The sequence below is a fragment of the Flavobacterium azizsancarii genome (assembly GCF_027980145.1).
GTDB lineage: Bacteria > Bacteroidota > Bacteroidia > Flavobacteriales > Flavobacteriaceae > Flavobacterium > Flavobacterium azizsancarii.
The window spans coordinates 1-893 of sequence record NZ_JAMZNK010000109.1 but is presented as its reverse complement, the minus strand read 5'-3'; the positions used below and the strand labels follow the sequence as shown (position 1 = coordinate 893).

Here is an 893-nt window from a genome sequence, read left to right as displayed (position 1 = left end):
ATTTCTTTACTAAAAATCTCTTCTCTCAATTTTTTGATTATTAAAATTGAATTCTTTGGCATATCTAAACTCTGTAAAATTATAGCTTAAATATAAGAAAATTACTATAAAATAACAAATTAAAAACATCTTAATTTATTGAAATAAAGAATATTAACACCTTAACTTAATGACATTGGGCGAGAGCGTCCTGCTCGTGAATACATTTACTTAATACTTATAAAATGAGAATACGGTTTTCCGTAATGTAAGTAATTAGAAAAAGCGAATATTTGTTTTTATATTAATCAATTTAAAACAAAAAAACATGAAAAAGCTTTCATTATTATTAGTCATAGTATTAATTTCTTGTACTCAGTCAAAGGTTGAAAAACCTACTGTAATTGATATTACAAAAATTGCTGGTAAGAGTACAAGTGAAGTTGAAGAAATACTTGGGAAACCTGATAAAATTGAAACTTTTTCAGAAAGTAGTACTCCATGTAAAAATATACCTTGTCAAAAAGCCTATTATCAAAAAGATAAATTTGAAATTGTATTTATAAATGATAAAGCAGATTGGATAACAATTAATGATTTATCCGATTATGATTTTAGTGAAGATAATATTGAAATAATTGGAATACCTAAAACACCACCTGAATTCAAAAATCCAGATAATTTAATCAGATGGAAAAATATTGAAAATATTAATGAAGTTAATATTTTCAACGATGGATCAAATAAGATTTCCTATTTATATATTAAGGTTTTGACAGAATAAATAACGGGACGCTCGCGCCCAATGTCATTAAGTTAAGGTGTTAATATTCTTTATTTCAATAAATTAAGATGTTTTTAATTTGTTAGTTTATAGTAATTTTCTTATATTTAAGCTATAATTTTACAGAGTT

Annotated in this window: 1 protein-coding gene; it reads left to right on the top strand. The window is 24.1% G+C overall.

The annotated features are described in order from the left end of the window. The first annotated feature begins 307 nt into the window (after positions 1-307). A complete protein-coding gene (locus NJT12_RS24815; RefSeq protein WP_271338791.1) occupies positions 308-763 on the top strand; it encodes a hypothetical protein in 456 nt (151 codons plus the stop codon). Positions 764-893 lie beyond the last annotated feature (130 nt).

What these genes read in the sequence shown, in the direction of transcription:
- NJT12_RS24815 (WP_271338791.1), top strand. Translation starts at nt 308, where the DNA reads ATGAAAAAGCTTTCATTATTATTAGTCATAGTATTAATTTCTTGTACT.